The following is a 24,525-nucleotide window of genomic DNA, read 5'->3' on the forward strand; positions in this document are numbered from 1 at the left end:
CCCTCAACAAATCCGCGGCAATTGCTCGCCCGACAGCCAATCGACGATCCGGCCTCCGCCGAAACTCGTCGCCATCTGCACGAAATGATGGTCGTCGGCGACGGCTTCGCCGATGTCGGCGGCATCGCGGCCGAGCGGGTGGCGCCGCATGGCGGCGAGCACGGCACCGGCGACGTCGGGCGCGACAATCGCAACCAGCTTGCCCTCGTTGGCAACATGAAGCGGATCGAGCCCGAGCAGTTCGCAGGCCGCCGCCACGCCCGGCTTGACCGGGATCTCCTCCTCGACGAGATGAAAGCCGAGCCTCGATTGCTGGGCGATCTCATTGAGCGTGGCGGCGAGCCCGCCGCGGGTGGGATCACGCATCAGCCGGATACCGGCGCCACCGGCTTCGACCATCTCGGCGACGAGATCGTTCAGTGCCGCCGAGTCCGAGACGATCTCGGTCTCGAAGGCGAGATTTTGCCGCTTCGACATGATCGCCACACCGTGATCGCCCAGGGTGCCCGAGATCAGAACGTGATCGCCGACGCGCGCGTTCTCGGCCGACAGATCGAGCCCGTCAGGCACAATTCCGACCGCCGATGTCGAGATGAACAGGCCGTCGGCCTTGCCGCGCTCGACCACCTTGGTATCGCCGGTAATGATGTGGACGCCGGCCGTGCGCGCCGCCTCACCCATCGATTCCGCAATCGTCTTGAGGTCGGCGAAACGAAACCCCTCCTCGATGATGAAGCTCGCCGAGAGATAAAGCGGCTTTGCACCGGCCATGGCGATGTCGTTGACCGTGCCGTGAACCGCGAGAGAACCGATGTTGCCGCCGGGAAAGAACAGCGGCGAGACCACATAGCCGTCGGTCGTCATCACCATGCGCCCAGCGCCGACATCGAAGGCCGACTGGTCGTTACCGCGCGCCAGCCATTCATTGCCAAAGGCTTCGTGGAACAGCCCCGAAATCAACTGCGCCATGGCCCGGCCGCCCGAGCCGTGGGACAGGTCGACGCAGCCGTTCTTGATATCGAGCTTGCGCTGATAGGCCTTCATGACGCCCGCCTCTGCTGATGGTCGCGGAAACGGCCGTAGGTCCAATGCGCCGCGCAGGCGCCTTCCGAGGACACCATGCAGGATCCCATCGCCGTCTCCGGCGTGCAGACGGTGCCGAACAGCTTGCAGTCGACCGGCTTCTTCACCCCGCGCAGGATGGCGCCGCATTCGCACGCCGGATTGTCGTCGACGCGAAGCTCGTTCATGCCGAAGCGGACCTCGGCGTCGTATTTCGCGTATGAGCGCTTCAGCTTCAGCCCGCTATAGGGAACCTGGCCGAGCCCGCGCCATTCGAACTGGTCGCGCAGCTCGAAGATGTCGGAGACCTCCTCCTTGGCGCGCAGATTGCCGTCGCGCGTGACCGCACGGCTATACTGGTTCTCGACCTCGTGCCTGTTCTCGTTGACCTGGCGCACCAGCATCAGGATTGCCTGCATCATGTCGAGTGGCTCGAAGCCCGAGATGACCACCGGCTTGCCGAACTCTTCCGCGAAGAACTCGTAAGGCGCCGTGCCGATGATGGTCGAGACGTGCGCCGGCCCGACGAAGCCGTCGATCTCGACGCGGCCGATGTTGCGGATATCGGGACTCTCCAGAATGTTCTGCATGGCCGGCGGGGTCAGCACGTGATTGCAGAATACGCTGAAGTTCGAAAGCTGCTTCTTCTCGGCCAGCCGGATCATCACCGCGGTCGGCGGCGTGGTGGTCTCGAAGCCGATGGCGAAGAACACGACTTCGCGCTCCAGGTTCTCCTCAGCGATCCTGACGGCGTCGATCGTGGAATAGACCATGCGGATGTCGGCGCCCCGTGCCTTCGCCTTCAGGAGCGAGGCGCCTTGCGATCCGGGAACGCGCATCAGATCACCGTAGACGCACAGGATCACCTCGCTCCGCTCGGAAAGCCGGATTGCCATATCGATGCGCCCGGCCGGCAGCACGCAGACCGGGCAACCGGGTCCATGGATCATCCGCACGTTCTTCGGCAGCATGTCTTCCAGGCCGTAGCGCGAGATCGCATGCGTGTGGCCGCCGCAGAACTCCATGAAACGATACGCCCTTTCCGGATGGGTCTCCGCGCGAATCGCCCTCGCGAGCCCCAGCGCGATCTCCTTGTCGCGAAACTCGTCGGCATATTTCATGGCGCCGCTCCCTGTCCCTCGACGCTCAGCTCGCGCAACAATTCGAGCGTACGCCGCGCCTCTTCCGGATCGATCTTGGTCAGGGCATAGCCGACATGGATGATCACGTAATCTCCCACCGCAAGGTTCTCGATCAGGGCGACCGAGATCTCCTTGCTGACGCCATCAATCGAGACGATGGCCATCTCGTCGGGCAGGAGTTTTGTGACCTCGGCCGGTATCGCGAGACACATCAGGCGGTTCCTTCCAGATCTTGCTGTTCGAGGAGTGTTAGCGCGGCAATCCAGGCCTGGCCCAGGCTGAGGCCGCCGTCGTTGGGCGGCATCTGGCGCGGCAGCAACGGCGAGAGGCCGGCCGCGATGCAGCCGCGCTCGATCTCGTCCGACAGGATCGCATTGAGGAAGCAGCCGCCGCTTAAGGCAACAATGGTGATGCCCGTCGCGCGCGCGGCCCGGCCGATCCAGTCGACGCAGGCCGCGGCCAGCGTGCCGTGGAACAGCTCGGCGCCTTCGACCCGATCGGTGGTCGCACTGGCCAGGCGCCCGAACAGCGGAGCCAAGGACAGCACGCCGTGCTCGATGATCCAGCCGTCTTGCGCGATGCGCGGCGTGCGCACCAGCGCTTCCAGCTTCATCGCAGCTTCGCCCTCGTAGCTCTGCACCGGGCAGAGGCCCAACAGCCCCGCCGCCGCATCGAACATCCGGCCGGCGCTGGTCGTCGTCGGCACGCCCGGCTGGTCCAGCATGGCGCCAACGCGTGAGGCCTGCGCCTGTGCGGTGAACCGCGTCGCGATCGCATCACCTCGCCCGAGGCCATGCAGCACGCTCGCGCCCATGCGCCATGGTTCGCGCGCGGCGCGATCGCCACCCGGCATCTTCATCGGCGCCAGATGTCCGAGCCGCCGGAAGCGAGCGCCATCGCATGCGAGGAGCTCGCCGCCCCAATTGCCCCCGTCGGAGCCATGGCCGAAGCCGTCGAGCACCAGGGCCAGCGCCGGGCCTGCGGTGCCATGTTCAGCCATCACGGAGGCCGCATGGGCATGATGGTGCTGGACCGCGATCAGCCGCTTCCTGCTCGCCTCGGCAAAGAGCGTCGAGGCCATGTTCGGATGCAAATCATGGGCGACGACGACCGGCTCAATGTCCAGGGTCGAAAGCAGATGGTCCACCGTCTCCTCGAAGAAGCGGACGCCCTCCGCAGTGTCGAGGTCCCCGATGTGCTGGGAGACGAACGCCTCGTTGCCGCGCGTGACCGTCACGGTCGATTTCAAGGCGCCGCCGACCGCCAGGATCGGCGGCACGGACCGCGCCAAGCGAACCGGCTCGGGCACGTAACCGCGGGCGCGGCGGATGAATTGCGTCCGGCCCCCGATGACTGCCGCCACGGAATCGTCAGCACGGGTGACGATGTCGCGGTCGTGCGTGACGACGAGGTCGGCAATGCCGGCAAGGCGTCGCTCGGCTTGCCGATTGTCGATCAGGAGCGGCTCGCCGCCGGGATTGGCGCTGGTGGTGACGATCGCCCAGCTGTCGCCGACCCGCGCGTGCGCCACGTTCAGTGCGCCGAAGATCAGGTGATGCAGCGGCGCCACCGGCAGCATGACGCCGAGACGAGACAGCTCCGGTGCGATGGCCGGCGCGAGCCGATCGCGCGATCGCATCAGGACGATGGGCCGCGGCGAGCTCTCGAGCAACGCGAGCTCGGCACTATTGGCGTCTGCGATATCCGCAACCGCGTCCACCGATCCGACCATGACGGCAAAGGGCTTTTGGTCGCGCTGCTTGCGCTGCCGCAGCCGCCGCACGACGCCATCGTCGCGCGCATCACAGAGCAGCTGATAGCCGCCGAGCCCCTTGATCGCGACGATTTTGCCCCCGGCAATCGCGGCCGCAATATCCGCGATCCCACGGCTGAGCCTCGGGCCGCAAGCCGGGCAGGCAATCGCCTCGGCATGGAAACGGCGGCTGCTGGGGTTGGCATAGTCGTCCGCACAGGCTCTGCACATCGCAAAGCCCTTCATGGCCGTGGCCGAGCGATCATAGGGCAGCCGCTCGGCAATGGTGTAGCGCGGGCCGCAATGCGTGCAGTTGATGAACGGATAGCGATAGAAGCGGCTGTTCGGGTCGAACAGCTCGCGCAGGCATTCCTTGCAGGTGGCGGCGTCGGCGACGATGCGCGTCGACACCCTGCCCTGCTCGCTGGCGCGGATGCAAAATCCCTCGCTCGCCACCGCCCCGACCGGGTGCACCGAGATTTCGTCGATCCGGGCAAGCGGCGGCTTTTCGAGCGGCAGCGCCGTGATGAAGTCGGCGGCGCGCTCACCCTCGACCTCTATGATGACCCCGTGGGGATCGTTGGCGACGAATCCGCCGAGACGATAACGCGTGGCGAGACCGTAGACATAGGGACGAAACCCGACGCCCTGCACGGCGCCGCGCACGTGCAAACGCAGTCTCCTCACCTCGGGCGCGCTCGTCCCACCGTTCATCGTCATCCTTGCATAGCCATCTCGGCCTGCTTCGCCTTCGCCCAGCGCCTGCGGATCCAGGCATAGAACGCCGAAAATCCCTCGCCCGTACGCGCCGACACCGTCATCACCTCGATGTCGGGGTTGACCCGCCGCGCATATTCGACGGTCTTGGCAAGGTCGAAATCAAGCACCGGCGCGAGATCGATCTTGTTGATCAGCATCAAGGACGCTGCCGCAAACATATCGGGGTATTTCAGCGGCTTGTCCTCGCCCTCGGTGGTCGAGAACACCACGATCTTGCAGGCTTCGCCGAGGTCGAATGCCGCGGGACAAACGAGGTTGCCGACATTCTCGATGAAGAGAATGCCGCCGTTCAGCCAGGGCAGCCGGTCATAGGCCTGGCCGACCATGGCGGCATCGAGGTGACAGCCTTTTCCGGTATTGACCTGGATCGCCGCCACGCCGGTGGCGCGGATACGTTCGGCATCGTTGGAGGTCTGCTGGTCGCCCTCGATCACGCCAATCGGAAAGCTATCCTTCAATTCCGAGACCGCGCGAACCAGCAGCGAGGTCTTTCCGGCGCCCGGGCTCGACACCAGGTTGAAGGCAAGCACCTCGTCGGCATGGAAGCGCGCACGATTGTCGGCGGCGAGCCTGTCGTTCTTGCCGAGAATGTCGCGCTCGACCTGGATGATGCGGTCGCTGCTCATGCCGGCGATCTCTTGACCTGCCGGATTGGCGCCGCAATCGAGCAACCCCGCCTCATCGGGCGCATGATCATGGTGGTGAGGGTGAGCATGATCGTGACTGTGCCCATGACCGTGATGATGATGGTGCCCAGCGTGACCATGGTCATGATCATGATGATGGTCAGGCGCGTGTTCGATAGACGCCTTGCCGTCGCTGCAGCCGCACACCGTACACATCAGTCGACCTCCAGTTCCCTTACGCGCATCTCTTCCCCGCCCGTCACCTGCAATTGATAGCCGCCACAGGAGGGGCATGGCTCGTAACGCTGCTTGATCTCGACGCTCTCTGAACAGGCCATGCACCAGGCCATTCCCGGCGTCTCGACGATCTCGAGCCTTGCACCTCGCGCGATGGTCCGTGCTGCGACCGCCTCGAAGCAGAATTTCATCGCCTCCGGCGCGACATGACTGAGCGCACCGATTTCGAGGCAGACGACGTTCACCTTGGTGAAGGAACGCTTGCGCGCTTCCTCCTCCACGATCCCGATGATGCCTTCGCAGAGCGCCATCTCATGCATGGCCCACCTCGCGAAAATCGAGCTTGAAACCGACGCAGGGGTCGAACGAGCCGACCAGCGCGCGCACCGCGTCCTGGCCGCGCCGGCCGGCGGTCAGCATCGCTCCCTTGAGGTTCCGGACCAGCGGTCCGCGGGCGTGAAAATTCCACTCGGTCGGCGCCAGGAATTCAAAATTGACGAGGCGGTCGTCCTGGTCGAGCACCACGGCGTGGTAGAGCCGGCCCCGCGCACATTCGACCGCGGCCGCCGCCCTGCCTGTGCCGAGCCGATAGCTCGCGACGACGCCATCGTCGAGATCTTCGGCGCCTCGGTCGAGCCAGGCGCAGAGCCGCGCGACCTCGGCGATGCGCGCTGCGAGGCGCGCGGCCGAGCCCGCCGCCGGCAAGGCGGGTTCGCGCCGCGCCCATCGCGCCCAGACACCGGTTTCCGGAACTTTACCGCAAAGCTCCGGCGCGTCGGAATAGGCGGCCCCGCCGGCAAGCAGGCGCGTAACGACGTCGACATCGTCAGCCGCCGTCAGGAAGGATTGCTCGGTCGATAACGGCGACAAGTCCTCGCCCTCGCAGCGTTCGACATGGACAGCGAGCGCGCTGCCCGGCGCGAGAGCCCCACCTTCACCGGCAATCCCGAGCGCTGCGAGCGCCGCCTTGATCTGTGCCACGGCCTCCCGCCGCAAGGTCTCCGACACGCCTTCGCTGGCGCCGCCGAGGACCGTGCTCGCCTGCATCATGGCGCGCACGGCGGCAGCGCTCGCGCTATCGAGCGCGAGCCGGCCGACGAACAGGCTCCGCAACAACTCGGTCAGCCGCTCGGCAACGACGGCCGTGATGCGGCGGCGCGCCGCAGCTTGCGTCGCCTGCTGCCCCTGCGCGGCCTCGACCGCCGACAGGAACGCCACCTGATGCGCGACCGAGCAAAGCGAGAACAGCCGCGGCAGCACCGGAAGCAGGGACTCCGCCGGCTTTCCCGCAAACAGTCGTGTCAACGGCGGCCGGCTGCGTGGCCGGATCGCGACGTCAGCAATCGTGCCGCCGGCAAGCCACACCGTGATGTCGATCTCGTTGCGGAAGGCCAGGGTCATCCGCGCCGCTCCGTCAAAGCACCGCGCAGGAAGTTACGCCGATCGATCGGGGTTGTCGCGGGCTCGCGGCGACGAACCGCCTCCTCGCTGTCTGCCGGCAGCATCAGCTCGGCGATTGCCGCTTCGGCCGTCGCCCGCGCGGCGGCCATGTCGGCGAACTGGAACATCGGCGAGAACAGCGAGCAGCTTGCGATGCGGCCCATCTGTCCGACCTCGCTCAGGGTGAGCTCGATATCGCCTGCGGGAAAACGGATCTGCAGGGTCGTGCCCGAATTCTCCCGCGTAGCACTCGCCGGCATCACGACGTTCATGAACCATGGCGTGACCATGATGCCGACGATCGTGCCATTGAACCGGCGAAAACCGACCGCCTCGACGCCGAGCGCATCATTGTAGATCGGCAGATCGCGCATCGCGCGATCGCCGATATCCCGATAGCTTCCGGCCAGAAGCTCGCCCCACGCCACGGCGTCGGCGTCGGGATTTGGCGCGGCCCCCGTCATGCTTCGATCGCCATGAATTTGGATTTCGGAGCATCGCAGTTCGGGCAACGCCACTCCTCCGGCAGCGCCGCGAATGGCGTGCCAGGCGCGATCTGGGCCACCTCGTCGCCGTCGACGGGATCGTAGACGGTCCAGCAGATGCCGCATTCCAGCCGGGTGGCCTCGGTGACGTCCTGACGCACGCCAAAATTCTCGAAGGCGCTCATTTGAAATAGGCCTCGATGATTTCCTGCAGCCGCTCGGCGGAGTCCTCGAAATCTTCGTCCGCGGCCAGCGCGACGGTCGGCACGCCGCCGACTTCGAGCGTATCGAGAATGATGGTGTCCATGGCGTTGAAGAACTGCACCGACCAGACATTGCGGATGCCCGTCGACAGCACCCGGCAGGTGCCATAGCCGCGCGACACCAGCTGGATCGGTCCGTTGCGGATCGTGTCCTGCAGGAAGCTCATGTCGACCGGGCTCATCGGCAGCAGCGTGAAATTGATGATCTGCGAGCGGATGCCGGGCCGCCAGGCCAGCGCGCGCTCGCGGATTTCGGCGAGCACCGGCAGCACGTTCATGGCGCCTTCCGGCACCGGCCCGATCTCGAAATCGGCGGACGTCAGGTCCGCGGCCGCTCGCTTGACGATCTCCGGGACGGCGCCGATCTCGAGATATTCGGAAGCAGCGTCGGTCTCGAGCCGCACGCGCCAGATTCCCGCCAACACCGATTCCTGGATCTGGGCCAGCGACCCGTCGGGCAACGCGACGACCCCGCCGACCTCCCCTTCGCCGAGCACGTCGGCTATGAGTTTGCTCTCGAGCTCGTTGAGATTGGCGAGCCGGAACAGCTGCGTCGGAGCATCGGCCTTTTGGCCCGCGATGGCTTGCGCGATCGTCGAGAGCAGCGCAACCGCGTTCGGGCAGCGCTTGGCAAGTTCAATGCTGTCGAGCGTTGCTAGCTTTGCCAGCGCGCCGGCCGCCGTCAGGCTGCCTTGCGATGCATTGAGACTCTCCTCGCCGATCGGAAACACGCTGACCGGTTGCTCGGCGCCTTCGGGCGCATCCCAGAATCCGACCTTCATAGCTCGACACCTTGCGCGCGATGCTGGGGAACGATGGTGACGGCGATTGCGGCGGCCTGGCCGCGCGGACGGTCGATCAGCTTGGTGATGCGGTCGATGTAGACCGACCAGTCCTGGATCTTGGCGATCAGACCCAGCGTCTCGCCCTTGGCCACGAGGATCAGCGACGGCTGCACGCGCACGCCGAAACGTTGGCCAAGTGCGCTCTCGTCGCCGCGGGCGATGACCGCACCGCGCAGGCGGCCATTGAACGCGGTGATCAACTCCGGCAGCACCACGGCGACGTCGATCGCCTCTGGGAACCGGTTGGGATCGCCCGCCGACAGCAGCACCGCGACCGCGCCGGCCTCGTCGGCCGCGCCAAGAAAATGATCGACCGTCGCAACACTGACCTCAGGCAGGCCGTGCCGCGTCAGATCCTGCTTCGCCACCTGGAATTCCATCAGACCTCCCCTGACAAGCTTATGATTTTGGTCGGGATAGGATTAGCAAGGCACATGCCAGGGACATTCCAGCAGGTCTAAAGAGCTATCTATTTGATTTAGATCATTGATTCTCAGGCGCCCGGAACCGCACATCCATCAATGATAAGCTACTTTCCGATCTGGATGGAATCTATCTTGGCAGCTGGAAAGATGACTTCCAGGCAGCGCCTCGGCGCCGCGAGACCGATCCGGCGGCGGAGGGGCGGTCACAGCTAAAGGAGGTTCGTTTATTCCGACCGGAGATGAGCGGGCAGTTGCGGCTCGCGGTCGATCAGGTCCGCGAAGAAGCGGTCGCAATCCTCGCCGTCGAGCGCGGCACCAAGCCCGTCGATCGCAGCGCCAATCAGGCGCGCCTCGTCCTCTTCCAGAAGCCGGATCGCGGTATCGATAAAGACGAGCACATGCGCGCCGGCCGGCGGATTGGAGAGCAGCAACATGGAGACGCGGCGCTGCTCGCCGCGAAATTCGCACAGCGCCGACGTTCCGTCGGTCTCGACGATCGTCATCGGCAGGCCGAGGCACATCGCGCTTTCTCCAAAGGCCAGCCGGTCAGGCCAGCCGCATCTCGTAATTGGCGTGGTCGATGTCATTGGCGAGCAACCGCTCGGTGTCCGCCAACGGCACGCTGCGGCGGCTCACCGTGACGTCCCACTCGGCCAATATCTGGCAGGCCAGATCGATCGCGGGCGCGATCTGGTCGCGCACTGGAGGCGTCAGCGGCCCGCCCCAGTCTTCGAGATCGAGCGGCTGGCAGCCGATCAGCACCAGTTGCTTCGGGCATCTGCCGAGCAGATCGGCCGCACTGATCACTTCCTGGAAACCGGTCTGATGCAGGCTCATTTTCTTGGCTCCGGTGAAACGCGGAACCTCGTCGTCGCGCACCAGCTTCAATTCACCGGGCTCGAGGCCATAGTCGATGGCGTCGAACACGATCAGGCGGTCGGCCTCTTCCAGATAGTTCACGAGGTAGAGACCTTGCGTACCGCCGTCGAGGATGGTGACGTTGTCAGGCACGGCATAGCGGCGGTGGAACTCCTCCACCGTGCGCACGCCGAAGCCTTCGTCGGCCCATAGGATATTGCCGATGCCGAGCACCAGGATGCGGTCGCGTTGCGAAGATGTCGGCATCGGTCAGGTTCCCGTTTTCAATCGCGGAATTGCCGCTCGCCGGAGACCATCGAGGAGATGATGCTCTGGCGCGACATGATGTCTTCGCGGACCGCGGCGTAGATGTGCACCATCACGAACACGACCAGCGCCCACATGCCGAGATGGTGCCAGGTGTGAACGTCCTGGCTGTTCGGCCAGATCGCAAACACCCAGCCGAACAGCTTGTGCTGCCAGCTGTCGATCCCCGCGCCTTCCGAATAGAGCGCAAAGCCGGTGACGATCATGAAGGCCACGAACAGCGTGAAACCCGTGAACATTGCGGTTTGCGCCAACGGGTTATGGCCGACATACATCTTCGGCTCCCGCTCAAGAAACGCGTACCAGCGGATCTCATGCAGCACTTCCTTCCAGAACTGCTTGCGATGAACCGGAAGGTAGAAGATCTGCCGGGAGTGGTGATTGCCGACGAAGGCCCACAGGATACGCGTGAGGAAGAAGACCGCGAGCACTTGTCCGGCGGCGAAATGGGCGAAGCGGATGTAGCCCATCACGAAGTTGTCGGACGCCTCGCCTGCGACCGTCGGCAGCGGCGTTCCAATCAAATAACCGGTCACCATCAGCACGAGAATCGAGAACGCGTTCACCCAGTGGCAGATCCGCACCGGCGCTTCGTAGACATAGACGGTGGGTCGGCCCACCGCCCGTTCTCCGGAAGCATCGGCTGCGAGCGCCGCGAGATCCGGCCCTGTGTCCGGGCCGGGAGCAATGGCGTCCATCATGGCTTCCTCCTACCTGACCTTGACCTTGGCGAGTTCCTGGCCGTCCGGGCTCATGACGTGAGTCGAACAGGCAAGGCACGGATCGAAAGAATGGATCGTGCGCAGGATCTCGAGCGGCTGCTCCGGATTGACCATCGGCGTGTTCATCAACGACGCCTCGAAGGCACCGATGTTGCCCTTGGGATCGCGCGGCGAGCCGTTCCAGGTGGTCGGCACCACGCACTGGTAATTGTCGATCTTGGTGTCCTTGATCTTGATCCAGTGCGCGAGCGCGCCGCGCGGCGCCTCGGTGAAACCGACGCCCTTGGCCTCTTTGGGCCAGCTCCCCGGCTTCCATTTGTCGACGTTGGCGGTCGAAGAATCGCCGGCCTTGATGTTGGCGACGAGCTTGTCCTGGAAGTAGCGCATCTGGCGGCCGGCCCAGACGGATTCCAGCGCGCGCGCCGCGGTGCGGCCGAGCGTCGAGAACAGCGCCGACGTCGGCAGGTTCAGATCCTTCAAGAACTTGTCGACGGGATCTTTGAACTCGGCCTTGTTCTGCGCGTAACCGACGATCCAGCGCGCCAGGGGACCGACCTCCATGGCGTGTCCCCTCCAGCGCGGCGCCTTGATCCACGAATATTTGCCGGCCTCGTCGAGCTGCTCGATCGCGGTCTTGGTGCCCTTCGCATTGGCGCCCAGCACGTAGTTGGGCTCGGTGACGCCGTCCCAGGGATGCAGGCCCTTGGTCTCATCAGGATATTTGTACCAGGAGTGCACCACGAATTCCTGGATCTCATCCGGATTGGCGTGATCGACCGGAAACACCTCGGACAGATTTCCGTTGATGATGGCCCCGCGCGGCAGCTTCAGGCTCTTGGCGGAATAGTCGTTGGCATGCTCGGGCACGTCGCCATAAGAGAGCACGCTCTTGCCGGACAGGCCGCCACCATACAGCCAGTCCTTGTAGAACGAGCCGATCGCCGCCACGTCGGGCAGATAGACCATCTCGTTGAACTCGATCAGGCGATCGATGATCGAGGAGATCAGGTTCAACCGCTCCATGTTGATGGCGCCGACCGCGCCGGTCCCGTCGACGTTGATCGGACAGGGCACACCCCCGACGAGCCAGTTCGGATGCGGGTTCTTGCCGCCGAAGATGGTATGGATCTTGACAATATCTTTCTGGAAATCGAGCGCTTCAAGATAGTGCGCCACGGCGATCAAGTTGGCCTCAGGCGGCAGCTTGTAGGCCTTGCTGCCCCAATAGCCGTTCTTGAACGGTCCCAATTGCCCGGACTCGACGAACTTCTTCAACCGGGTCTGCAAATCCTTGAAGTAGCCGGGTGAGGACAGCGGCCAGTTCGAAATGGACTGCGCCAACGTCGAGGTCGCGCGCGGGTCCGCCGAGAGCGCGGAGACGACATCGACCCAGTCCAGCGCGTGAAGGTGATAGAAATGGACGATGTGGTCGTGCACCTGCAGGGCGAGCTGCATCAGGTTGCGGATCGAATTGGCATTCTCCGGAATGGTGATTCCGAGCGCGTTCTCGACCGCGCGCACCGATGTCAGCGCGTGCGTGCCGGTGCAGACGCCGCAGATCCGCTCGGTGAACGCCCAGGCGTCGCGCGGGTCACGGTTCTTCAGAATCACCTCGATGCCGCGCCACATCGTGCCGGTCGAGACCGCGTTGCGGATGACGTTGTCGGCATCGACGTTGACCTCGACCCGCATGTGACCTTCGATACGGGTCACTGGATCGACGACGATGCGTTTGCCGGAATTGTCGAGATTGAAGCCGTTGGGAGTCTGGATGCCCATGATTGCCCTACCCTAGTGTGTCTCTTTGCTCAGCTGTTGTGGTCGACGTCTTCGCGCTTCGACGCGAGCCGCTTCACCGCCGTCACTGCCGCATGTGCGGCCACCGCGGCACCGACCGCGCCGGCGGCCGCCATGCCGATCTGATCGGCGTTCTTCTCGATGCCGAACTGCTTGATGGTGGTGAGACGGTCGTAGAACGAGCCCTTGTCCCAGAAGCCGTCCTCCGAGCAGCCGATGCAGCCATGACCGGACTGGATCGGGAACGAGACGCCGCCGTTCCAGCGCACGGTCGAGCAGGCGTTGTAGGTGGTCGGGCCCTTGCAGCCCATCTTGTAGAGGCAGTAGCCCTTGCGAGCGGCCTCGTCGTCCCATTCCTCGACGAACTGGCCGGCATCGAAATGCGGCCGCCGGTAGCACTTGTCGTGAATGCGCTGCGAGTAGAACATCTTCGGCCGCCCCTGGCGGTCGAGCTCGGGCAATTTGCCGAAGGTGGTGATGAAGGTGACGACACCGGTCATCACCTCGGCGATCGGGGGGCATCCCGGCACCTTGATGATGGGCTTGTTGGTGATCACCTTGTCGATCGGCGTTGCTTGCGTCGGATTTGGCTTTGCCGCCTGCACGCAGCCCCAGGACGCGCAGGCGCCCCAGGCGATGATCGCCATCGCGTCCTCGGCCATCAACTTCAGCTTCTCGACGAACGGCTTGCCGCCGTCGATGCAAAACATGCCGCCCTCGTTCAACGGCGGATTGCCTTCCACCGCGAGGATGTACTGGCCTTTGTGCTTGGCGCGGGTCTCATCGAGAATGGCTTCCGCCTGGTGGCCCGCCGCCGCCATGATGGTGTCGTCATAGTCGAGCGAGATCATCGACAGCACCGCATCCTTCACCAGTGGATGCGCGGACCGGATGAAGCTCTCCGAACAGCAGGTGCATTCGAGCCCATGCATCCAGATGACGGGTACGCGCGGCTTGGTCTCGAGCGCGTTCGCGATGCGGCTCGCCGCCAGCGGCCCGAGCCCGAGGCTCGTCGCCGTCAGGCTGCAGAACTTGTGAAAGCTCCGCCGCGTGATGCCTTGCCGCCTGATCACGCTGTAAAACGTTTCCGTCGCCGTGCCCATGAATCCTCCCGCCTTCGGCTTTGACTTTTCGATGACGCCAAAGACAGCAAGAAGCAGGCCAACAGCCTGGAGCGATTCAAATGTAGAGAGATTCCAAAACGTTACGTATTGGAATTGCTCTCACGGCTGGTGGGAAGGACACCAAAAGGACGAGAAGCGGAAACAACTCGATTTGCAGTCGGCAAGAAAGTTTCCGGCTAGTGCGCGGTGCACACCATGCAGGGATCGAACGAACGCACGATGTGCTGGATCGCAACCGCGCGCGCGCCGGCATCGCCGACATCGGTGCCGACCAGCGCCTGCTCCAGCGGCCCGCCAACGTCGAAGGAATCGCGCGGCGAAAAATTCCAGGTGGTCGGTGCAATGATCTGGTAGCGCTCGATCCTGCCGTCCCGTACCGCCATCCAGTGCCCGAGACTGCCGCGCGCGGCCTCGACCAATCCGACATAGCTGCCGTTGGGGATGTCGCGTGAATTGTGGCAGAACGGCTCCGATAGGCGGAGCGCGCGCGTCCACTGCTCCATGGCAAGCGCGATGCGCGCCGTTTCGATCAGCCGCGCGATCACGCGGTTGCGCACATTGGTCCCGCTGACCGATACGAGATCCGCAATCAGCGCCTGTCCCGCCACCGTCTGGCGCGCGATGGCGCCGACCTCGATCGGCTGACCGGACAGCCGCGGCGCCTTGCACCAGCTATAGGCAGCCGGCTTGTCGGGATCGGGGACCGTGCTGCTGTGGGCGGGATCCGCGGAGGAATCCCGCATCCAGGCGTGCGAGACATCTTCCGTAATCTGCGCCAGAGGCAGCGGCTCGATCGCAGCGCGCGGGCCGAACAGGCCGCGCGGAAACAACTCGCCGTCGATGCCATGATAGGCGCCGTAGCTCATCATCAGGCCCGTGCCCCTGCCGAGCTTGCTCAACGCGAGACTGTCCGCAAGCCGCAGGAAATGGGCAAAGTCGCCGCCGCGGCCATCACGCCAACGATCGAGCTCGTCCGCACTGGCAATCGCCAGCACATTCTCCAGCGAATCCGCGAACACGATGCGCTCGAGGAAGCTTCGGAACGCCGTCGCGATCGACAGCAGCCGGACGCGTTCGCCGAGATCGATGGCGCGCGTCGTGCCGCCGGGCTGGAACGCGAGGCTATGCGGCCATTTCCCGGCGATGATGCCCATGGTCTCGAGCAGCCGCGCCCGCGCCGGCAAGGCGTCGCGCGCCGCGCTGCCGCGGGTCGCGGCAAAGCGCTCGCGCGTCGCCGCGTGCCAGTCATGCCTGGCGTAGGCTTCGCGGGCAAAGTCCGGCATGAAGAAGATGTAGAAATGGGTCAGGTGGTCGGCCGCGTTCTCCGCGGCATGCGCGATGTTGGTGGCGAGCAATCCATTGGGCACGGCCTCAATCGCCATGGCGTCGCGCAGGGCCGCGGCTGCGGCCACCGATTGCGAGACCGAGCAGATGCCGCAGATCCGCGGCGCCAGCGCCAGCGCGTCAAGCGGGGGGCGCCCCTCCAAAATCTGCTCGAACCCGCGGTAGAGCGGCGCCGTCACCTCGGCGCGCATGACACGTCCGCTCTCGACGTCGAGCCGAACTTCGAGATCGCCCTCGACGCGGTTGAACGGGCCGATCGTGATCCGTGTCATGGCTTGGTCTTGGTCGTCGCGCGGCCCGGCGGCACAACGATATGATCGGCGGTTGCATTCAGCCGCACGCGTCGCGGCGTCGCGGACTTCGACAATGCGGCGAGCGCGACGAACCAGGCCTTCGGCATGTCGGTCGGCAAGCCGACCGGAATGCCGGCGAGCTTCGCGGTCTGCAAGAAGTTCTGGGCGCCCTCGAACCCCGGCGACGTGCAGGCGATGCAGGCATAGCCGCCCTTGGTGCAGGAGCCGCCACCGTTCCAGGAGCGCTGGTTGCAGTCGCCCACCGCCTGCGTCGCCTTGCACCCGAGATGCTCCATCAGGCAGCCGCGCTCCGACATGGTCTCCGCACTGGCCTTGAACTCGTAGAACTCGTTGCGGGAGCAGCCATGATGGGCGAGATGATCGGCGACGAATTTCGGCCGCCCGTATCCGTCAAGATCGCTCGCTGCGATATCCTTGGTGGTCAGTGCCAAGATGGTTTCCATCATCCAGCCCGGATGCGGCGCACAGCCGGCGACATTGATGACGGGAAGACCGAGCCGGGAGCGGAACGCCGCCCCCAGCGCGCCACCACTATCGGTTCCCTCGAACTGCAGGCCGACGGCATCGGTCGGATTCGATCCTGCGGCCGGTACGCCACCATAGGCCGCGCAACTTCCGACCGCGATCACATAGCCGGCGTGCGGCGCGAGATCCAGCATCCAGCGATAGACGGAACGGTTGGTGCCCGCGAGCATGTTGAAGCGGCCGGTGTCACTCGGTCCACGAGCGACGGACCCTTCCAGCAGGAGAAGGTCGAGCCGTACCTTGCCCTCGAGCACGGATTGCAGGATTTCGACCGCCTCCTCGCCGGTCTCCTCGCTGACGGACGGATGCCACAGCAGATTGACGCCGAACTGACGGAGTTCGTCGAACCAGCCGGAGGCGCCGCTTTCGAGGATCGACATGGTGCAGCCACCGCAACTGGCGCCCTGCAGCCAAAGCACGTTGGTCATTGCATCGGATCGGCTCATCTGATGTCTCCCGGTCGCCCTAGCTTCAACCGCTCATCGACGAAGCGCAAGAGGCTCGTTCGCGCCTCAGTCGTGAGCGCCGGATGCTTCGTCATGCTTCAAGTGCCGCCTGCGGATATTGCGGGTGACGATCCAGATCACGGCGACGGCGATCGGCACGAAGATTGCGGTTGCCAGCGAAGGCTCGACATGCAGGCCGCCGTCATGGGCGCCCTTGGCGAGATAGCCGAACAGGCTGACGACGTAGTAACCGATGGCCGCCACCGACAAGCCTTCGACCGTGCTCTGAAGCCTCAATTGCAACCGGGTGCGGTCGTTCATCGAGCGCAGCAGGTCGCGATTCTGCTCCTCGAGCTCGACGTCGACGCGTGTCCGCAACAAGTCGGCCGCGCGCGCGAGCTTGATCGACAGGTCGGCCTGCCGGTCCTCCATCGTCGCACAGGTGCGCATCGCGGGTGCCATCCGGCGGGCGAGGAAGGAGGACCAGGTCGGATAGCCCGCGATCTCGCCGCCTTCGATTACGGCGAGGCGAGCCTGCACGATCTCGTTGTAGGCCCGACTGGCGCCGAACCGAAACAGGCTGCCGGCCGCGCCCTTTTCGAGCGAAGCCGCCAATGCGGTCAGTTCCGTCAAGAGATGGTTGTTGAGCTGGAGGTCTTCGGCGCGTTGCATCTCCTCGAGCACCTCGACGAGCCGCCGGCCGATATGATCGACGGAAGGCGAAAGCTCGAGCGCAGCAGGCAGACCGAGCAGCGCCAGCGTGCGATAGGTCTCGATCTCCAGCACGCGCTGCACGAGGGCGCCGAGCCGCCCCGGCGACAAACCGTCGTTGCAAACAAGGATACGAACGAAGCCCTGATCGTCCGTGCGAAAATCGGATGCGACGACCGCGGGTCCGCTGCGCACCGCGGCGACGGCGAGGCTGCCTCTTTCGAACAGCTGCTGCGCACGTTCCAGGGCCGCCGAGGTCTGCTCGACCTCGAGCTTGACCGCCACCAGCAACTGGCCGGACTGCCGCAGCGACCGGATCAGCGCGGCGGACTCCTCGCCGATCTCGCCGAACCGGCGAGCGGACGTCTCGGAACCGCCCAGGATCCAGGTGAAGGTGCTGAACTCCGAATGTTGCTCCCAGCGCAGCTGAGCCGCATCGATCGTCACCTGGTGATGCTTGGTCCCGGCGTCCGGCGGCGCCTGCCCGTGCGACAAACAGAACGCCACGAACTTCTGCCGGTCCGCGGCAGCGACCTCGCCCTGGCTGAGAAAAGCAAAGCGGAGCACAGTGACCGGCGCCGTCAACCGGGTGAAAGGGCGAGCATGCACCTCGGCCAGCACCGCGCCACGTTGCGGATGCAATTCAAAGTTGGCGAGATCGAGGTCACGGTTCATCGACGGTTCCCTGCTACGCTTTCAGGCCGCGATGTGCCGCCAACCTGACCGTTCACTACCACAACACACCCATGTTCTAGCAATCCCAGGATGGCGGAAACCACCTGCGACCCAAGCAAAGCTAGAACGCCCCGGCGATGGTGACCCGAACCGTCAACGGCTCCACGGGATGCAGCACGTAGTCCATCACGCCATTCTGACAGACTGAAGTTGGCGCGGTGCCTGACGTGCAGAGGTTATAGAGCGTATCGGTCTTGAGCAGCGATCGATAGGCATAGGTGATCTGGTTCGCCTTCGTGTTGAAAAGGTTGAACACGTCGAGCTGGAGGCGCCAACCATTGTCGATGCGATAGCCAAGACGGCCGTTGAAGATGCTGATCGCAGAGGAGCGGAACGCGTTGTCCTCCGTCAGCGGGCTCGATGCCAGATAGCGCCAGCGCAAGGTTCCGAACCAGCCGGTCTTCTCGCCGAGCGTGATGCCGGCCGATGCCACCATCGCCGGCGCGTTCGGAACGTAGTTGCCGGGCGCGTTGCCTACTTGCGCCTCGGGATAGCCGGCAAGCGAGACATAGACCGCCGCCTGCTCGCTGTCATAGCCGCGGAGGCGCGCATGGGTCATGGCGAGATCGGCGTCGATGTCGATCCACGATCTCGGCCGATAATGGTTGGTCCATTCAAAGCCGTAGCGGCGGCTGGCGCGGGTCGCCGACGTGTCGCCGGCGTCGCCGGAGAACAGGATTTCGGAATCCTGATCCAGGATGAAGACGCTGAGCGAGCTATCCAGGCCGGGAACGATCCTGCTGCGCACGCCGACCTCCGCCCCCTTGGTCCGCACCAGCAGCGGCGATGGCGTCAGCCTCGTCACGGGATCGCGGGGATCCTCCGTCGTGGTCGCGCCGCGGGCGTCGTTGGAGTGCATGCCGTAGCCGGCGCCGAGGAAGAACTCGGTCTGATTGAATGGGCCGAGCATCATCCTGAATTTCGGGCTGCCGAGCGCGGCATCAATTCGGCCCGAATTGTTGGCATTGAACCGCGACGTGACGTCGGCGGCATAATAGTCGCCGCGCCACCCCACTGTCGTTCTAAGCCAGTCAGTCCAGCGCACGGTATTCTCGGCATAGAGGCCGACGCTGCCCTCGCCGACCTTGTCGCCGCGGACGTTGGAGAGAAAGCCGCGCCGGAGGGTGTTGGTGAGCGCGAGATCGATCGCATCATAGCGCGATTGCAGGCCGAAGGTGGTCTGCATCGGCAGGCCGGCAAACGAACTGTCCAGCGTGCGCGAGATGTTGGCGCCTGCCATCAGGCGATCGTCGTGCTGGTGAAACTGATCGCCGAGCACGGGATCGCTGAGGAAATAGGTGAAGTTGTTGAAGAGATCGAGCTGGCTCTTCACCACATAGGTGTTTGCTCTCCACGAACCGACCTCGTCAGTCTGCGCGATGCGGCCTGACAGTGCGAAACGGTTGGCGTTGCCGCCGTCGCTCGGGTCTTCCGAACCGAACCGATCGAGCAAGCCGCCCGTGATGGCGCGCAGCGGCACCTGATCGGTGGAATTCCATGTGTTCGCGTAGGCCATGCCGGTGACGGACACGCCATCGGTCGCGGTGCCCTGGCTGTAGCGCACGAGACCGTTGAGCTTCCGCACATTGTCCGGATTGTCCCACGGGCCATTGTAGGTGCCGATCTCGCCGGCCACGAGCAACGCACCATCACCAACCTTGGCGGAGTCCATGCCGAGCAGACGGCGATAGCCGAAGCTGCCGGCGGTGACCTGCGCCAGTCCCTTGGTGCGGTCGATCAAACCGACATGGACGCTGCCGACCGAGGCGAAATCGCCTTCGTCGGCGAAGTACGGACCCTTGCGCACATCCACTTCGGCGATCGTTTCCGGAATCAGCCAGTTGAGATCGGCATAGCCCTGGCCGTGCGCGTGGGTGCGCATGTTGACGGGGACGCCGTCGACGGTGATGGCAAGGTCGGTCCCATGGTCGAGATTGTAGCCGCGCAAGAAATACTGGTTGGCTTTGCCTTCGCCGGAATGCTGCGTCACGATGAGGCCCGGCACGGCTTCGAGCGCTTCGCCCGGCCGTATGAAAGGGTGGGCGTTGAGCTTTTCGCCAGAGATGGTGATCTCGCTGGCCATGCCAGGCTGGTCCTTTGCACCCGCGGCAACGCTGCGCACATCCGAGGCCTGCGCTGCCGCTGGATACACAAAGATGCGGTGGCCGGCCGCGGGCGGCCTGGCGGTGCGGCGCGGTGCAACTGGCCTCTTGCGCCTCGGCGTTTCGCTGCCATCGATCTGGATCGCCGGCAGCTCGCGTGAGGTAGGGCTGCTCTGCGCGAAGGCGCGGCCGTCATCCGCGAGCAGGACCAGAGCCGAGAGTGCCGTCAGCGCGCCGCCGCCACGACCGGGCTCACGCCGCTTCGGTCGCATCGGCGCATTCCAGAGCCTCCGTTGCAGCGGGGTGCCGACCGCCCTCGAAGATGCGACGATAGAGCACGACCGAGACGAACCAGGCGATCGCGAACAGCGCGATCACGGCGAAGCCGACATTGGCGAGCGACTCGTTGAGACCGTCGACCAGCGTCCACACGCCCCCGGACAGGCCGAGACGGTCGGCGGCGAGCCCGAGCGCCTCGATGCCGCCGATCAACAGGGCAACCGTCACCGAGGCACCGGTGATCGTGAGGTTGTACCAGAGCTTTCGCAGGGGATCGACGAACGCCCATCGATAGGCGCTCACCATCAGCGCGGAATCGGCAGTGTCGACCAGCGCCATGCCGGAGGCGAACAGCGCAGGGAAAACCAGGATATCTGCAACCGAAGCGCCGCGCGCGGCTTCGGTCGCAGAGATGCTGAGCAGGCCGATCTCGGTCGCCGTGTCGAAGCCGAGCCCAAACAGGAATCCGAGCGGATACATGTGCCAGGGTCTTGTGACCAGGCGGAATAGCGGCCCGAGCAGTCGCGCGAGGAAGCCGCGATTGGCGAGCAGCGCCTCGAGCCCTTCGGCGTCGTGAACACCCTGCTCCCGTGCGGCGCGAAACGTCCGCCACAGGCCGGTGAAAATGACGAGATTGATGGCCGCGATCACGAGCAGGAACAGCGCCGACACCGATGTGCCGATGAGGCCGCCGATCTCCCTGAGCAGGCTGTCGCCGCCAAGGCTGACCACGCCGAACGCAAGCAATATGGTCGCGACCACGACAATTGTGGAATGGCCGAGCGCAAAATAGAGGCCGACGCTTTGCGGCGCGCCACCTGCCTGCATCAACTTGCGCACGACATTGTCGATGGCGGCGATGTGATCGGCATCGACGGCGTGGCGCAGACCGAACACCCAGGCCAGCAGCGCAGTCGCCAGCACCGTCGGCCGGTCACCGAACAGGGCGAAGGCCCAAACCCATGCGGCGATGTTGGCGGCAACGAGCCCGCCGAACAGCACCATCGTGCCGGATTCGATCGCCCGCAAACTCCGCCTCACCGCTTGCTCCATCCGCCTCATCCCGCAGTATGACGTTTATCAAGAACCCTCATACTGGCAAGAGCAAGAGCCGCGCCACTTTCAACCTGGCGGCCGAAAGGCACACGGAAAGGAAAGTCACCTCATTGATTCAATGGGGGATTTTTGGTCGCCCTCCGCACGGGTGCGGGAGCGGCATGCGGTGCTTCGATTGGCAAGCAACTATCCACTTTGCCGACCAAGTTGACGGTCCGCGGATGCGTTGCCGCCAACTGCTTCCACCACCGCGCCTTCACGAAGGCGCGCAGGTGGTTCACATGTCCACAGTCATCGACCCAGGAAGAAGGTTCCGAACGAGGCCACGCTGGACCAGTAGCTCTCACCGGTCACATTCTGGATGTTTGCGCGGAAGACCGTCTTCCTGCCGTTGATCGCCGTGGTGTAACGGGCGCCGAGATCGAGCCGTGTCCAATCAGGGATCGGCTGCTTGTTCGCGGTGTCGATGAACTGCCTGCCGGTGTAGATGACGGCTCCATTCAAAGTAAGATCTCTCATCCACGGCAGGTCCCACTCCACGCCAATATTGGCCTGGATGCTCGGAACGCCGATTGGCGTGTTGCCCACATTGGCCGCAACGGCCGTCTTCGTCAGGGTGCCATCCAGCAGCGAAACGCCTCCGAGAACACGAACATCCGGCATGAGCTCGCCGTAGACGTTGAGCTCGAGCCCGCGGACTTGTTGTTCGGCTGTCGCCGCGAAACGCCCGGCGGACAGTTCGCCGCTCGCCTTCGATATCTCGAAGGCGCTGAAGGTGGTCGCGATCCGGCCGAAGTCCACCTTGATGCCGGCCTCGTACTGCTTGGCGACGTAGGGTTGCAGCACTTCGCCGAAATTGGACGCGTTCTGAGGAGCAACGTCGCCCCTCGCGAGACCTTCGACGTAGTTCGCGTAAAGAGAGACATTGTCCAGAGGCCGGACGACGAGGCCGACCACCGGGGTGACCGCGCTCTTGTCATAGGACGACGTCAGCGTCCCGACATTGGACAGGTAGTTGTTCGCCTCGATGCCCTGGCGCCGGACACCCAAAGTCAACAGCGCCCGCTCGTCGAGCACGGACAAGGTGTCGGCGATCGAGAGCCCCGTGAGTTCGCTGTCCGAGAGCCGCGGGCGATCGCTGATCTCGTTGGCGAACTGGGTCGGCGCAACGGTCGGATCGTAGATGTTCGACCCGACCAGGCTGCCATTGGTCAGCCGCCGGTACAGAGCGTCATGATAGACCGAGGCCTGGAAGGCGACGGCGTGATGGACGAAGCCGGTATCGAAGCGAGCGCGAAGGCCGCCATCATAGGTGGTTCGATCGATGCTGAGTCCGAAGAACTGGGGCGTCGAGGTGGTGTCGCCGCGCGTGTTGACGATCGTCGGAAGACCGAAGAACGGCTCGACATTGGTCCTGGAGCCGCCGACATCCGCAAACAGCGTGACCTGATCGCTGACATCGTATTCGGTCCGCAGCAAGGCGGATTGGTCGTTGATGCGCGACCATTCCCAGGGCTGGGTCACGTTCAGCCGGCCGTCCGGCGCCTTTGGCACCTGCAGGCCGGGAGCCATCAGAAAGGGACGCGACGGAGCATCGAACCGGTCGGTCTGCGCGATCAGATAGAGCCAGGACCTGAACCGTTCCCCCCGATAGTCGAGAGCCAGCGATCCGACACCCGTCGTCTCGGATTGACGATCGATGGGCGTGTCGCCGTCGCGGAGGCTCCCGCTGGCCCGTACACCCCATTCCTTGCCGTCGCCGTAGCGCCGCGCAACGTCCCAGTGACCGCCAAAGCGTGCAGCCGAACCGTAGCTTGCGGTCAGGCGGGTCAGGTCCTCCTCCGCACGTTTGGGCACGACGTTGATGACCCCGCCGACGCCGCCATTGGGCGCCATGCCGGAGAGCGCGGCTGAGGGACCTTTGAGCACCTCGATGCGCTCGACGTAGTCCGTGAAGATGCGATATGTCGGCGCTATTCCATAAAGGCCCTCGAAGGCGAATTCACCGTTGTTGCCTTCGTTGATCGGAAATCCACGAATGTTGAAGGAGTCCACCACGCCGCCCGTCGGGTGGGAACTTCGCACCGATGGATCGAGGATCAAGGCGTCCGCACCCGTTGCCGCCTGTTGATCCCGAATGAACTTTTCCGTGTAGCTCGTCACGTTGAACGGCGACTTCATCGTGCTGGTATTTCCGAGTAGTCCCAGCCGCGCGCCTTGCGCGACCTGACCGCCGGCAAAGGTGGGAACGACACTCGGTTGCGATTGCACGGTGACGGTTGGGGCCTGCGGGGCGCGCCGCGGCGTCGATCGGGCCCGGGCGTCGTTTCGCCTGGGTGGCGCACGGCGGGCCGACTGTTTGGCCGGCGCTTCGACAGTCACCGGTGGAAGGGAGTTGCCGCCTTGCGGTGCTTGAGATCGAGCAGGCGATCCGAACCACGCCAGCAACGCCACACCACCTACCAGCGCCGCAGCAAAGCGAGCCACCGCACCAACCCCACCCGTACGTCGCATTTCAAGGAAGCCCTTCCTCAATGCACGTGGTCGCCGTGAAGCGGCTCACGCGCAGCCAGCGGCGATCACGGATCGAAGATCCCCTCTTCGCATCCGAGCTCGACGCGCATGGCCCGTCATTCAACTTCTTTGCAGGCTCGCACTTCGCGTTGGTGGCTTTTGTCTTGTCAGCCACATCCGATTGCCAGCAATCTGCATCGCCTCTTTAGGAAGACGCTCGCGTGACGGCAACGCAAATGCGTGCGCAGCGATTTAGAATGTCTCGATCATCCGCGATGTGGCGCAGCTAAAATCTGGAAAGATTCCAAAGCGTTTTTCAAACAATTCCAATCAGTGCTGTTGAAATTTGGCAGAGAGAATAGAGAGCGCGATCGTCAAGAATGGTCTCTCTCGCTCTCAGCCTGAGCGACCTCCTCTGAGGCTGGAGCTCAAGTCCGGCATTCGACGCTTGTCTGCCGTGAATTCGAGTTGGCTTTCGTCTGCATCGCAAGCTCGAATCCTCATGCGACGTGCGGAGCATGTTGGACGTCTCAACGAACATGGAACCGATGGCTGTGAAGTGGCTCACATCCAAAAGGACAATCCGGATGTATTCGTCGTGCCGGGTGGAAAT

At 64.3% G+C, this 24,525-nt stretch carries 22 protein-coding genes; all 22 read right to left on the reverse strand.

What is annotated here, in order from left to right; all coding sequences use genetic code 11:
- Nucleotides 1-3 precede the first annotated feature (3 nt).
- Nucleotides 4-1,044, reverse strand: a complete 1,041-nt coding sequence (hypE, locus tag XH84_RS26970; protein ID WP_128922507.1) for a hydrogenase expression/formation protein HypE — start codon at nt 1,042-1,044, stop codon at nt 4-6.
- Nucleotides 1,041-2,183 carry a hydrogenase formation protein HypD gene (hypD, locus tag XH84_RS26975; RefSeq protein WP_128922508.1) on the reverse strand — a complete coding sequence of 381 codons (1,143 nt, stop codon included), beginning with the start codon at nt 2,181-2,183 and terminating at the stop codon, nt 1,041-1,043. The genes hypE and hypD overlap by 4 nt, the downstream gene beginning before the upstream one ends.
- Complete coding sequence (locus XH84_RS26980) at nt 2,180-2,416, reverse strand: HypC/HybG/HupF family hydrogenase formation chaperone (RefSeq protein WP_128922509.1); 237 nt, start codon at nt 2,414-2,416, stop codon at nt 2,180-2,182. Before XH84_RS26980 ends, hypD begins: the two co-directional genes overlap by 4 nt.
- Entirely contained in the window at nt 2,416-4,677 is a 2,262-nt protein-coding gene (gene hypF, locus XH84_RS26985) for a carbamoyltransferase HypF (protein WP_128922510.1), read from the reverse strand. Before hypF ends, XH84_RS26980 begins: the two co-directional genes overlap by 1 nt.
- Complete coding sequence (gene hypB / locus XH84_RS26990) at nt 4,674-5,579, reverse strand: hydrogenase nickel incorporation protein HypB (RefSeq protein ID WP_128922511.1); 906 nt, start codon at nt 5,577-5,579, stop codon at nt 4,674-4,676. The genes hypF and hypB overlap by 4 nt, the downstream gene beginning before the upstream one ends.
- On the reverse strand, nt 5,579-5,920 hold the full coding sequence (gene hypA / locus XH84_RS26995) for a hydrogenase maturation nickel metallochaperone HypA (protein ID WP_128922512.1): 342 nt from the start codon (nt 5,918-5,920) through the stop codon (nt 5,579-5,581). Before hypA ends, hypB begins: the two co-directional genes overlap by 1 nt.
- Entirely contained in the window at nt 5,913-7,001 is a 1,089-nt protein-coding gene (locus XH84_RS27000; protein WP_128922513.1) for a hypothetical protein, read from the reverse strand. Before XH84_RS27000 ends, hypA begins: the two co-directional genes overlap by 8 nt.
- On the reverse strand, nt 6,998-7,504 hold the full coding sequence (gene hybE / locus XH84_RS27005; protein ID WP_128922514.1) for a [NiFe]-hydrogenase assembly chaperone HybE: 507 nt from the start codon (nt 7,502-7,504) through the stop codon (nt 6,998-7,000). Before hybE ends, XH84_RS27000 begins: the two co-directional genes overlap by 4 nt.
- A complete protein-coding gene (locus tag XH84_RS27010) occupies nt 7,501-7,710 on the reverse strand; it encodes a rubredoxin (RefSeq protein WP_028135612.1) in 210 nt (69 codons plus the stop codon). Before XH84_RS27010 ends, hybE begins: the two co-directional genes overlap by 4 nt.
- The gene (locus XH84_RS27015) at nt 7,707-8,570 is read right to left on the reverse strand and encodes a hydrogenase expression/formation protein (protein ID WP_128922515.1); all 864 of its coding nucleotides are present in this window, start codon (nt 8,568-8,570) and stop codon (nt 7,707-7,709) included. The genes XH84_RS27010 and XH84_RS27015 overlap by 4 nt, the downstream gene beginning before the upstream one ends.
- A complete protein-coding gene (locus tag XH84_RS27020) occupies nt 8,567-9,013 on the reverse strand; it encodes a thioredoxin domain-containing protein (RefSeq protein ID WP_128922516.1) in 447 nt (148 codons plus the stop codon). The genes XH84_RS27015 and XH84_RS27020 overlap by 4 nt, the downstream gene beginning before the upstream one ends.
- Before the next feature lie 269 nt (nt 9,014-9,282).
- Complete coding sequence (locus tag XH84_RS27025; RefSeq protein ID WP_128922517.1) at nt 9,283-9,579, reverse strand: HypC/HybG/HupF family hydrogenase formation chaperone; 297 nt, start codon at nt 9,577-9,579, stop codon at nt 9,283-9,285.
- Between the two features lie 25 nt (nt 9,580-9,604).
- Nucleotides 9,605-10,183 carry a HyaD/HybD family hydrogenase maturation endopeptidase gene (locus XH84_RS27030; protein WP_128922518.1) on the reverse strand — a complete coding sequence of 193 codons (579 nt, stop codon included), beginning with the start codon at nt 10,181-10,183 and terminating at the stop codon, nt 9,605-9,607.
- Nucleotides 10,184-10,200: 17 nt separating this feature from the next.
- The gene (gene cybH / locus XH84_RS27035) at nt 10,201-10,944 is read right to left on the reverse strand and encodes a Ni/Fe-hydrogenase, b-type cytochrome subunit (RefSeq protein ID WP_128922519.1); all 744 of its coding nucleotides are present in this window, start codon (nt 10,942-10,944) and stop codon (nt 10,201-10,203) included.
- Nucleotides 10,945-10,953: 9 nt separating this feature from the next.
- Nucleotides 10,954-12,744, reverse strand: a complete 1,791-nt coding sequence (locus tag XH84_RS27040; protein ID WP_128922520.1) for a nickel-dependent hydrogenase large subunit — start codon at nt 12,742-12,744, stop codon at nt 10,954-10,956.
- A 29-nt stretch (nt 12,745-12,773) separates the two neighbouring features.
- Nucleotides 12,774-13,865, reverse strand: a complete 1,092-nt coding sequence (locus tag XH84_RS27045) for a hydrogenase small subunit (protein WP_128922521.1) — start codon at nt 13,863-13,865, stop codon at nt 12,774-12,776.
- Nucleotides 13,866-14,062: 197 nt separating this feature from the next.
- Entirely contained in the window at nt 14,063-15,502 is a 1,440-nt protein-coding gene (locus XH84_RS27050) for a nickel-dependent hydrogenase large subunit (protein ID WP_128922522.1), read from the reverse strand.
- On the reverse strand, nt 15,499-16,515 hold the full coding sequence (locus XH84_RS27055) for an NADH-quinone oxidoreductase subunit B family protein (RefSeq protein ID WP_128922523.1): 1,017 nt from the start codon (nt 16,513-16,515) through the stop codon (nt 15,499-15,501). Before XH84_RS27055 ends, XH84_RS27050 begins: the two co-directional genes overlap by 4 nt.
- Nucleotides 16,516-16,581: 66 nt before the next feature.
- Nucleotides 16,582-17,901, reverse strand: coding sequence for a DUF3422 domain-containing protein (locus XH84_RS27060; RefSeq protein ID WP_128922524.1), 1,320 nt, complete (start codon nt 17,899-17,901; stop codon nt 16,582-16,584).
- Nucleotides 17,902-18,022: 121 nt separating this feature from the next.
- Nucleotides 18,023-20,335: a TonB-dependent receptor gene (locus XH84_RS27065; RefSeq protein ID WP_128922525.1), complete on the reverse strand. Its 2,313-nt coding sequence runs from the start codon at nt 20,333-20,335 to the stop codon at nt 18,023-18,025.
- Nucleotides 20,316-21,395 carry a HoxN/HupN/NixA family nickel/cobalt transporter gene (locus tag XH84_RS27070; RefSeq protein ID WP_128922526.1) on the reverse strand — a complete coding sequence of 360 codons (1,080 nt, stop codon included), beginning with the start codon at nt 21,393-21,395 and terminating at the stop codon, nt 20,316-20,318. The genes XH84_RS27065 and XH84_RS27070 overlap by 20 nt, the downstream gene beginning before the upstream one ends.
- 294 nt (nt 21,396-21,689) lie before the next feature.
- Nucleotides 21,690-23,912 (reverse strand): TonB-dependent receptor, encoded by a 2,223-nt coding sequence (locus tag XH84_RS27075; protein WP_128922527.1) that lies wholly within the window; start codon nt 23,910-23,912, stop codon nt 21,690-21,692.
- Nucleotides 23,913-24,525 lie beyond the last annotated feature (613 nt).

Origin of the sequence: Bradyrhizobium nanningense (assembly GCF_004114535.1) — a bacterium.
GTDB lineage: Bacteria > Pseudomonadota > Alphaproteobacteria > Rhizobiales > Xanthobacteraceae > Bradyrhizobium > Bradyrhizobium nanningense.

Coding starts and splice junctions, on each gene's coding strand:
- hypE (WP_128922507.1), bottom strand. CDS start 1,044: ATGAAGGCCTATCAGCGCAAGCTCGATATCAAGAACGGCTGCGTCGAC.
- hypD (WP_128922508.1), bottom strand. CDS start 2,183: ATGAAATATGCCGACGAGTTTCGCGACAAGGAGATCGCGCTGGGGCTC.
- XH84_RS26980 (WP_128922509.1), bottom strand. CDS start 2,416: ATGTGTCTCGCGATACCGGCCGAGGTCACAAAACTCCTGCCCGACGAG.
- hypF (WP_128922510.1), bottom strand. CDS start 4,677: ATGACGATGAACGGTGGGACGAGCGCGCCCGAGGTGAGGAGACTGCGT.
- hypB (WP_128922511.1), bottom strand. CDS start 5,579: ATGTGTACGGTGTGCGGCTGCAGCGACGGCAAGGCGTCTATCGAACAC.
- hypA (WP_128922512.1), bottom strand. CDS start 5,920: ATGCATGAGATGGCGCTCTGCGAAGGCATCATCGGGATCGTGGAGGAG.
- XH84_RS27000 (WP_128922513.1), bottom strand. CDS start 7,001: ATGACCCTGGCCTTCCGCAACGAGATCGACATCACGGTGTGGCTTGCC.
- hybE (WP_128922514.1), bottom strand. CDS start 7,504: ATGACGGGGGCCGCGCCAAATCCCGACGCCGACGCCGTGGCGTGGGGC.
- XH84_RS27010 (WP_028135612.1), bottom strand. CDS start 7,710: ATGAGCGCCTTCGAGAATTTTGGCGTGCGTCAGGACGTCACCGAGGCC.
- XH84_RS27015 (WP_128922515.1), bottom strand. CDS start 8,570: ATGAAGGTCGGATTCTGGGATGCGCCCGAAGGCGCCGAGCAACCGGTC.
- XH84_RS27020 (WP_128922516.1), bottom strand. CDS start 9,013: ATGGAATTCCAGGTGGCGAAGCAGGATCTGACGCGGCACGGCCTGCCT.
- XH84_RS27025 (WP_128922517.1), bottom strand. CDS start 9,579: ATGTGCCTCGGCCTGCCGATGACGATCGTCGAGACCGACGGAACGTCG.
- XH84_RS27030 (WP_128922518.1), bottom strand. CDS start 10,183: ATGCCGACATCTTCGCAACGCGACCGCATCCTGGTGCTCGGCATCGGC.
- cybH (WP_128922519.1), bottom strand. CDS start 10,944: ATGATGGACGCCATTGCTCCCGGCCCGGACACAGGGCCGGATCTCGCG.
- XH84_RS27040 (WP_128922520.1), bottom strand. CDS start 12,744: ATGGGCATCCAGACTCCCAACGGCTTCAATCTCGACAATTCCGGCAAA.
- XH84_RS27045 (WP_128922521.1), bottom strand. CDS start 13,865: ATGGGCACGGCGACGGAAACGTTTTACAGCGTGATCAGGCGGCAAGGC.
- XH84_RS27050 (WP_128922522.1), bottom strand. CDS start 15,502: ATGACACGGATCACGATCGGCCCGTTCAACCGCGTCGAGGGCGATCTC.
- XH84_RS27055 (WP_128922523.1), bottom strand. CDS start 16,515: ATGAGCCGATCCGATGCAATGACCAACGTGCTTTGGCTGCAGGGCGCC.
- XH84_RS27060 (WP_128922524.1), bottom strand. CDS start 17,901: ATGAACCGTGACCTCGATCTCGCCAACTTTGAATTGCATCCGCAACGT.
- XH84_RS27065 (WP_128922525.1), bottom strand. CDS start 20,335: ATGCGACCGAAGCGGCGTGAGCCCGGTCGTGGCGGCGGCGCGCTGACG.
- XH84_RS27070 (WP_128922526.1), bottom strand. CDS start 21,395: ATGGAGCAAGCGGTGAGGCGGAGTTTGCGGGCGATCGAATCCGGCACG.
- XH84_RS27075 (WP_128922527.1), bottom strand. CDS start 23,912: ATGCGACGTACGGGTGGGGTTGGTGCGGTGGCTCGCTTTGCTGCGGCG.